Source organism: Arthrobacter sp. JCM 19049 (assembly GCF_001310435.1).
In genome coordinates, this window is the sequence record NZ_BAXF01000092.1 from 1 (window position 1) to 6,908 (window position 6,908).

Consider the following 6,908-nt stretch of genomic DNA (forward strand, 5'->3'; position numbering starts at 1 on the left):
TCTTTTCGGGCCTGCTGCTGCACGTCGTGCGGCACGATCACCACGGCGGGCGCGGAGGTGGCCAGCGCGGTGCGCAGCGCCCGGTCAAGCACCGGGATCACCTGTTCGGCGGTGGTCACTTCCTCCCGGTAGGCGGCCACATCCTGGAACATGCCCTCCAGGTCGATTTCCTGCTGGTATTCGCTGCCCAGGGAGGGCCGGTTCTGCTGCCCGACGATGGCCACCACCGGAATGCTGTCCAGTTTTGCGTCGTACAGGGCGTTGAGCAGGTGCACCGCCCCGGGGCCCTGGGTGGAGGTCATCACCCCGATGTCCACCCCGGTGCCGGTATCGGCCTGCTGGCCAAGCTGGCCGAGCGCGTACTTGCTGTGCGCCACCGCCATGAACCCGGCGGCTTCCTCATGCCGGGCCTGGATGAACGGCATGGATTTGCGCCGCAGCGCGCCGAGGAACGTGTTGATCCCGTCCCCGCTGTAGCCGTAGATGCGGGTGACGCCCCACTCGGCAAGCCGGTCCACGAGGGTATCGGCCACTAGTCGCTCAGTCATTGCTGCCTCCTGTATGTGCTCTCGCGCCGCGCCCCGGCTGCCAGCCGGCAGCCGGGGCGGGTGGGTAGGCCCTGGGGTCAGTCCAGGTCCGGTTCGTCTCGGTGGTCGCCCTGGTTGGCGGGCCGGGCTTCGTCCACCCCTGGGTCGATGTCCTGTTCGAGCTGCGGGTCGCCCACGATCCGCTCCTCGTCGTCGCCCTCCAGCGGCCCGGTGCCGAAGGCATGTTCGTCGTCCTCGTCCAGAATGGCGTCCTGGCCGCGCAGCGGATCCTCGGATTCCAGGGTCTGCGGGGCGTCGGAGGAGCCTTCGCTGACCGGCTGGCTGTCGCGTCCGTCGATCGGCTCGTCGATGTCCTCGTCGCGGCGCACGTCGTCAAATTCGGAGTTGTTCAGGGTCATGTCCTCAGTCCTTTCGTTCGCGCCGGTGTTCGTGGGTGCATTCTCCAACGGGTTGGGGTCGGTCGATTCGTTGTGGTGGGTGTGCGAGACCTGGAGCAGGCGCACAATGGAGGAGGTTTCGGCCAGGCGCTGGCGGTGCTGCTCGCGCAGCAGCTTCAGGGTGACATCCTCAAAATCCGGGTCCTCGGAGGCCACCGCGTCGGTGGCCACGACCACGGCCAGGTTCGCGGCGAACGCGTCCGAGGCGGTGGCCGCCACGCAGGTGTGCGAGGACACCCCGGCCATGATCAGCGAGGTGACCCGGTGCTGCAGCAGCTGGGTGAGCAGTTCGGTGTTCCAAAAGACGCTGTCGCGCCGCTTGATGATGCTGATGGCCCCGTCCAGGTCCAGTTCACTCAGGTTCTCGGCCTGCTCGGTGCCCTCGAACAGGTAACCCTGTTCGTCCTCCAGCATCTTCAGGGTCCAGGTGGAGCCGTCGCGCTTGTGCACGGTGCGGGCGTTGATCACCGGTGCCCCGGCCTCGCGGGCGGCGGCGATCAGGCGATTGCAGTTGGCCACCACCTGATCGCGCTTGGCGGCCAGCTCCTCGGTCTCAAAGAACGCGTTCTGCAGGTCGATGAGCAGCAAGGCCGGATGCCGGAAGTCCCCACTGAGCTGTGTCATGCTGCCTCCTGTTGGCTCTGGCCCGCGGGCCGGCTAGCCGACCTTGGCTTCCAGCTGGCCGGTCCAGCGCTTGGTGATGGCCTGGATGACCGCGGCGCTGGCTCCGGAGATCGCGGCGAAGACCAGCAGCTTGGGCACGGTGGCCTGCTGCTGTTCCTTTGGGTTGGCCGGGCTCGGCGGCTCTTCGCCGGTGCCCTTGCGCCAGACGGCGCTGATGAGCTTGGTGCCGACCAGTCCGGCCAGCATCGACACTCCCAGACTCAGCAGACGGATCAGGATTTTCATTTCTATCCCCTTACTTCCCGCCGGTGGCGGGCTGTTGCTGATGGTTGGTGAATTGGAAATTGGTGGTTGCGGATAGTGGCTGGGTGCGAAGAAGCCCTCGGTGCTTCGGCCAGCCGCCGTGCTTCGCGATTACTGCGTGGGCACCTGCGACGATTCGCTTCCCTCGGCGCAGTGGGAGCAGCAGAACGCTCCGCCCTCCTTGCGCACCGGGTGGCCGAGAATGGCACACTGACAGTGCGCGCAGCGCGGGGCCATCATGTGGATCGCGCATTCAAAACTGTCAAAGTGCCGGGTCATCTCGTCGCGGGTGATACTGAACATGTCCTGGGCCGTGTTTCCGCAATTGGCACAAGTTTGCATGGTCCTTCTCCTTTCCGTGATCGAGTCCGGTTCGTTTCGCACCGGTTGCCACCACCCTGTCATCTGGCCGGGTTCAGTCCCAAGGACGTCCAGCAAGATCCCAGCCAGCGATAAGTGGGCGGTTATTCGCGGCGGACCTGCTCCGGGTCCTTGTCCGGGCGCCAGCCGCGCCACACCGGATGGCGCAGGCGCCGTCCCGGGTGGTCTCGCTGTATTGCACCTCGCCGACCAGCTTCGGGCTGACCCAGTGGGCGTCGCGCTGATCGGCGGCCGGCACGTCCTTGGCCGGCGGGGTCTTGCGGGTGAGCTTCTGAAGGCGGGCGCGAATCTGGGTCAGCTGTTCCTGGCGGAACCCGGTGCCCACCCGCCCGGCGTAGTGCAAGGTGCCCTGCTGGTCGGGGATGGCCAGCAGCAGGGAGCCAAAGCTGGAGCTGCGCGCCCCCTGGCCCTGCCGCCAGCCGATCACCACCACTTCCTGGTGGGCCTGGTGCTTGATCTTGATCCATTCGCGCTGCGCCGGCCCGGTTCATAGCTGCTGTCGCATTCCTTGGCGACGATGCCTTCCAGCCCCAGCTCTTCACTGGTGGCCACCGCGTCCGGCGCCGCCCCGTGGTGGGCCGGTGGAATGTGGATGAAACGGCCTTCGCGCACCGCCTGCTGCAGCCGTTCGCGGCGCACCTGGTAGACCTGATCGGTCAGGTCCTGCATCGCTCCACCCTCACCGGGCAATGCCAACACGTCAAAGAGCATCAGGTGCACATCCGGTTTCCCGGGACCGGAGCGGGCCTTGGCGGTGGACCGCGAGGACTTGGCGGTGCTGGACAGCCGCTGCTGCAGCAACCCGAAGTCGGGGCGCCCCGTGGAATCCAACGCCACGATTTCCCCGTCCAGGATGCTGCCCTGCGGGGCCAGCCCGGTGATTTCAGCCAGTTCGGGGAACAGCTCGGTCAGGTCCTTGCCGTTGCGGCTGGTGATGCTCAGCTTTCCCCCGGTGGTGCCCACCAGGCGCGGTAGCCGTCCCATTTCATTTCAAAGGACCAGCATTCGTCCGGGTCGATGTCCCCCAGGCTTCCGGCGGTGGCCAGCATCGGACGCAGTTCGGGCAGCTGCGCGGGTCTCGGCCCGTTGCCGTTAGTTTTGCGGGTGGCCCGGGCCTTGGGGCGGGAAGCCGGTGCGTCTGGTTCCTCGCTCGGTTCCGGTTCGGACCGCTCGTGTTCGGAGGGCTGGTCCTTGGTCAGCTGCAGCAACCAGTTGCGCTCCCCACCCATGTTCTTCGCGTGGATGAGCACGAAGCGGCGCGGTACGCCCTCCAGCCCACCGTCGGGGCGTCCCTCCAGCACGGCGATGACCTTCTTGTCGTCCTCCCACTCCTCGATCCGGCAGGTGCCGGTGTCCCAGATTTCCACGGTGCCCGCCCCATACTCCCCCTTGGGGATGCTGCCGTGGAAGCTGGCGTATTCCAGCGGGTGGTCTTCGGTCATGACGGCCAGCCGGTGCACGCCCTGGCGCAGCGGCGGTCCCTTGGGCACCGCCCAGGACACCAGCACCCCGTCGTGTTCCAGCCGGAAATCCCAATGCAGGCGGCGGGCCTGGTGTTTCTGGATGACGAACGTGGCCTGCTGCCCGACCGTGCGCAGCGTGGTCTTGGTGCGTGGTTCGGGCACCGGCTCCGGGGTCTTGGCCGCATCGCGCATGGAGCGGTAGGTGGCCAGCCGATCCGTGCTGGCCGTATCGGCCAGCGGGGTGAGCGGGTCGTTGCCCTCCTCCAGGCGCTGCAGCACCTCCGGGTACTCCAGGTGGCGCAGGTCCGGATCCTCCAGTTCCTCCCAGTGCCGGGGAACGGCCACGGTCGGGTGGGCGCGTCCGCGCAGCGAATACGGGCAGATGGTGGTCTTGGCCGCGTTGTTCTGGCTCCAGTCCACAAGCACCTTCCCCTCACGCAGCGAGCGCTTCATGTTCGAGACCACCAGCTCCGGCTGGCCCTGCTCCAGGGAACGGGCCATCTCACGGGCGACCGCGGAGATCTGCTCGGAAGTATGGGTGCCATCCAGCGGCGCATACAGGTGGATGCCCTTGGACCCGCTGGTCACCGGCAGCGCCTGCATGCCCATCCCCTCCAGGATTTCCCGGCACCACTTGGCCACCTGAACGCATTCGGCCAGTCCGGCCCCGGGCCCGGGATCCAAGTCCAGAACCATGCGGTCCGGGTTCTGCGGGTTCAGGGTGGGATCAAAGCGCCACTGCGGGACATGGATTTCCAGGGCGGCCACCTGCCCGAGCCAGGCCAGGACCGCCGGTTCGTTGACCAGCGGGTAGGTGTTCACGTGATCCGAATGCTGGATCTTCCCGGTGGGAATCCAGCTGGGGGCCGAGTCCTCCAGGTCCTTGCGGAAGAACGGCTGCAGCGGCTTGTCCTCCGTACCGACCCCTTCGACCCAGCGTTTGCGGGTGGCCGGGCGCCAGGCCGCGTAGCTGATCAGGGTGGGCGCCACCCGGGCGTAGTAGTCGATCACCTCACCCTTGGTGGTCCCGGTCTGCGGATACAGCACCTTGTCCAGGTTGCTGACCCGCAGGGTGTGTCCGTCAATGCTCACGCTCTGTTCGCCGCCCCGCCGAGCCATGCGTCCCTCCCTTATCTGCCGCACGCTTCCCGCGTGCCGGCTACTGCCATCGTGCGTTGGCCCGGCTCCTTGCTCAAGGCCCGTGCCGCTGTTTCCCACTGTGCCCTGCCGGGTGACGGTGCCCAACCGCTCATGGCAAGCTTTGCGGTTGGCCGCCCCGCCGGCGCACAGCGGGCCGGGTGATGGCGGAAGAACCATGAAGTTTGCTGCGCCCCCTAGTCAGCGCCGCTGCCTTCCTGCTTGACTATGCCTATGCGTGCTATCTGGACAGGTTCTATTGCGTTCGGGCTGGTCAACGTGCCGGTCAAGGCCTACAGTGCGGCCAGCGACCACGACATTGACCTGCATCAGGTTCACGACAAGGACGGCGGCCGGATCCGCTACGAGCGGCGCTGTGAGGTGTGCGGGAAGAAGATCACCTATCAGCACATCGACAAGGCCTACGACACCGGTGAGCAGACCGTGGTGCTCACCGACGAGGAAATGGATGCGCTGCCCTCGGAGAAGAGCCGCGAAATCGATGTGGTGCAGTTCGTTCCGGCAGAGCAGATTGACCCGCTGACCCTGGAGCGCAGCTACTACCTGGAACCGGATTCCAAGTCCCCCAAGGCCTACGCGCTGCTGCGCCGCACGTTGGAGCAGACCGAGCTGATGGCGGTGGTGAAGTTCGCGCTGCGCCAGAAGACCCGGCTGGGCGTCCTGCGGGTGCGTGACGATGTCATGGTGCTGCAGTCCATGATGTGGGGCGATGAATTGCGGGAAGCCGATTTCCCTGCCGCCCATGGTGCGGCGAAGATTTCCCCGCAGGAGCTGAAGATGTCGGCGGCGTTGGTGGAGCAGTTCACCGGGGATTTCGATTCGAGCCAGTTCGAGGACGACTACCAGAACGAGCTGCGCACCCTCATTGACGAAAAACTGAAGCAGGGGGACGCGCTGGACACCGACGCCACGTTCGGTGAGGCCCCGGCCGAGACTGAATCCTCCGGGGAGGTCATTGACCTGATGGAGGCGCTGAAGCGCAGCATCGATTCCAAGCGCGGCGGCAAGGCCAAGGCGGCCACCCGCTCGAAGCCGGCCAAGGACGCCGAGGCCGAGGATGAGGACGCTGATTCGGGGTCCGGCGGCAAGAAGACGGCGGCCAAGAAGGAAACAGCCACCAAGGCACCAAGAAATCCACGGCCACGAAGACAGCGGCCAAGAACTCCTCGGACGAGAAGACCAGCACCACAAAATCCACCGCGAAGAAAACCGCGCAGAAGAAGACGGAGACCAAAAAGTCGGCAGAGAAGAAGCCGGCCGCTAAAAAGACGGCGGCCAAGAAACCGGCGGCCAAAAAGGGCACCACCTCCAGCGCGAAGAAGTCCACAGAGACCAAACGGCCCCGGAAGAGCGCCTGAACACTCTTCCGGGACCGTTCGGCCCGGTGGTTCCCTAGGGCGTTAGCACCACCTTGATGCAGCCGTCCTTCTTCTTCTGGAAGGTCTCATAGAGCTCCGGCCCGCGGGAGAGCGGGGCGGTGTGGGTGACCAGGTCGTCCAGGCCCAGCGGGTCAGCTGAATCCTCGGTCAGCGGCAGCAGGTCATCGATCCAGCGCCGCACATTGCACTGGCCCTGCTTCACGGTGATCTGCTTGTCGAACATCTCCAGCAGCGGCATCGGGGTCACGGCCCACCGTAAACCCCACTGAGGGAAATCGTTCCGCCGCGGCGCACCGAGGACACCGCCGAATGCAGCACCGCGGTGCGGTCCACCGCCGCATGCTTCATCGCCAGTTCCGCCACCGGACCCGGCAGCAGGCCGGTCGCCTGCTGCGCCACCCAGGCTGCCGGTGAACCGTGCGCTCCATGCCCACCGCGTCAATGACCGAATCCGGTCCGCGACCGGTCATTTCCGCCAGTTCCTTGGCGCTGGAGGACTTGAAGTTCAGGGTTTCCACCCCGTGGCGTGCGGCCATGTCGCGGCGTTCGGCCACCGGGTCCACCCCGATGACCCGGTAGCCAGGTGGGTGGCGATGCGGGAGGCCATCTGGCCGA

Annotated in this window: 5 protein-coding genes and 2 pseudogenes; 1 reads left to right on the forward strand and 6 read right to left on the reverse strand. The window is 66.3% G+C overall.

The window, feature by feature from the left end:
• From JCM19049_RS06445 to JCM19049_RS06465, 5 genes and pseudogenes are all read right to left on the reverse strand, one after another.
• Window positions 1-548, reverse strand: a 548-nt coding sequence (locus tag JCM19049_RS06445; RefSeq protein WP_279402599.1) for a thiamine pyrophosphate-binding protein, incomplete at its 3' end; no start/stop codon positions are given.
• 77 nt (window positions 549-625) lie between these two features.
• Window positions 626-1,609 carry a cysteine hydrolase gene (locus JCM19049_RS19025; protein WP_279402600.1) on the reverse strand — a complete coding sequence of 328 codons (984 nt, stop codon included), beginning with the start codon at window positions 1,607-1,609 and terminating at the stop codon, window positions 626-628.
• 33 nt (window positions 1,610-1,642) lie between these two features.
• Window positions 1,643-1,894 (reverse strand): DUF4235 domain-containing protein, encoded by a 252-nt coding sequence (locus JCM19049_RS06455; RefSeq protein WP_054821171.1) that lies wholly within the window; start codon window positions 1,892-1,894, stop codon window positions 1,643-1,645.
• A gap of 129 nt (window positions 1,895-2,023) precedes the next feature.
• Window positions 2,024-2,215 carry a hypothetical protein gene (locus tag JCM19049_RS06460; RefSeq protein ID WP_306420721.1) on the reverse strand — a complete coding sequence of 64 codons (192 nt, stop codon included), beginning with the start codon at window positions 2,213-2,215 and terminating at the stop codon, window positions 2,024-2,026.
• Window positions 2,216-2,376: 161 nt separating this feature from the next.
• Window positions 2,377-4,875, reverse strand: a pseudogene (locus JCM19049_RS06465) (ATP-dependent DNA ligase).
• 297 nt (window positions 4,876-5,172) lie between these two features.
• On the opposite strand from JCM19049_RS06465, the gene JCM19049_RS06470 reads away from it, so the two are divergent.
• On the forward strand, window positions 5,173-6,318 hold the full coding sequence (locus tag JCM19049_RS06470) for a Ku protein (protein WP_306420722.1): 1,146 nt from the start codon (window positions 5,173-5,175) through the stop codon (window positions 6,316-6,318).
• On the opposite strand, the pseudogene JCM19049_RS19030 reads toward JCM19049_RS06470, so the two are convergent.
• Window positions 6,307-6,908: pseudogene (locus JCM19049_RS19030) on the reverse strand (zinc-binding dehydrogenase); the annotation flags it as partial. The gene JCM19049_RS06470 and the pseudogene JCM19049_RS19030 sit on opposite strands and share 12 nt — an antisense overlap.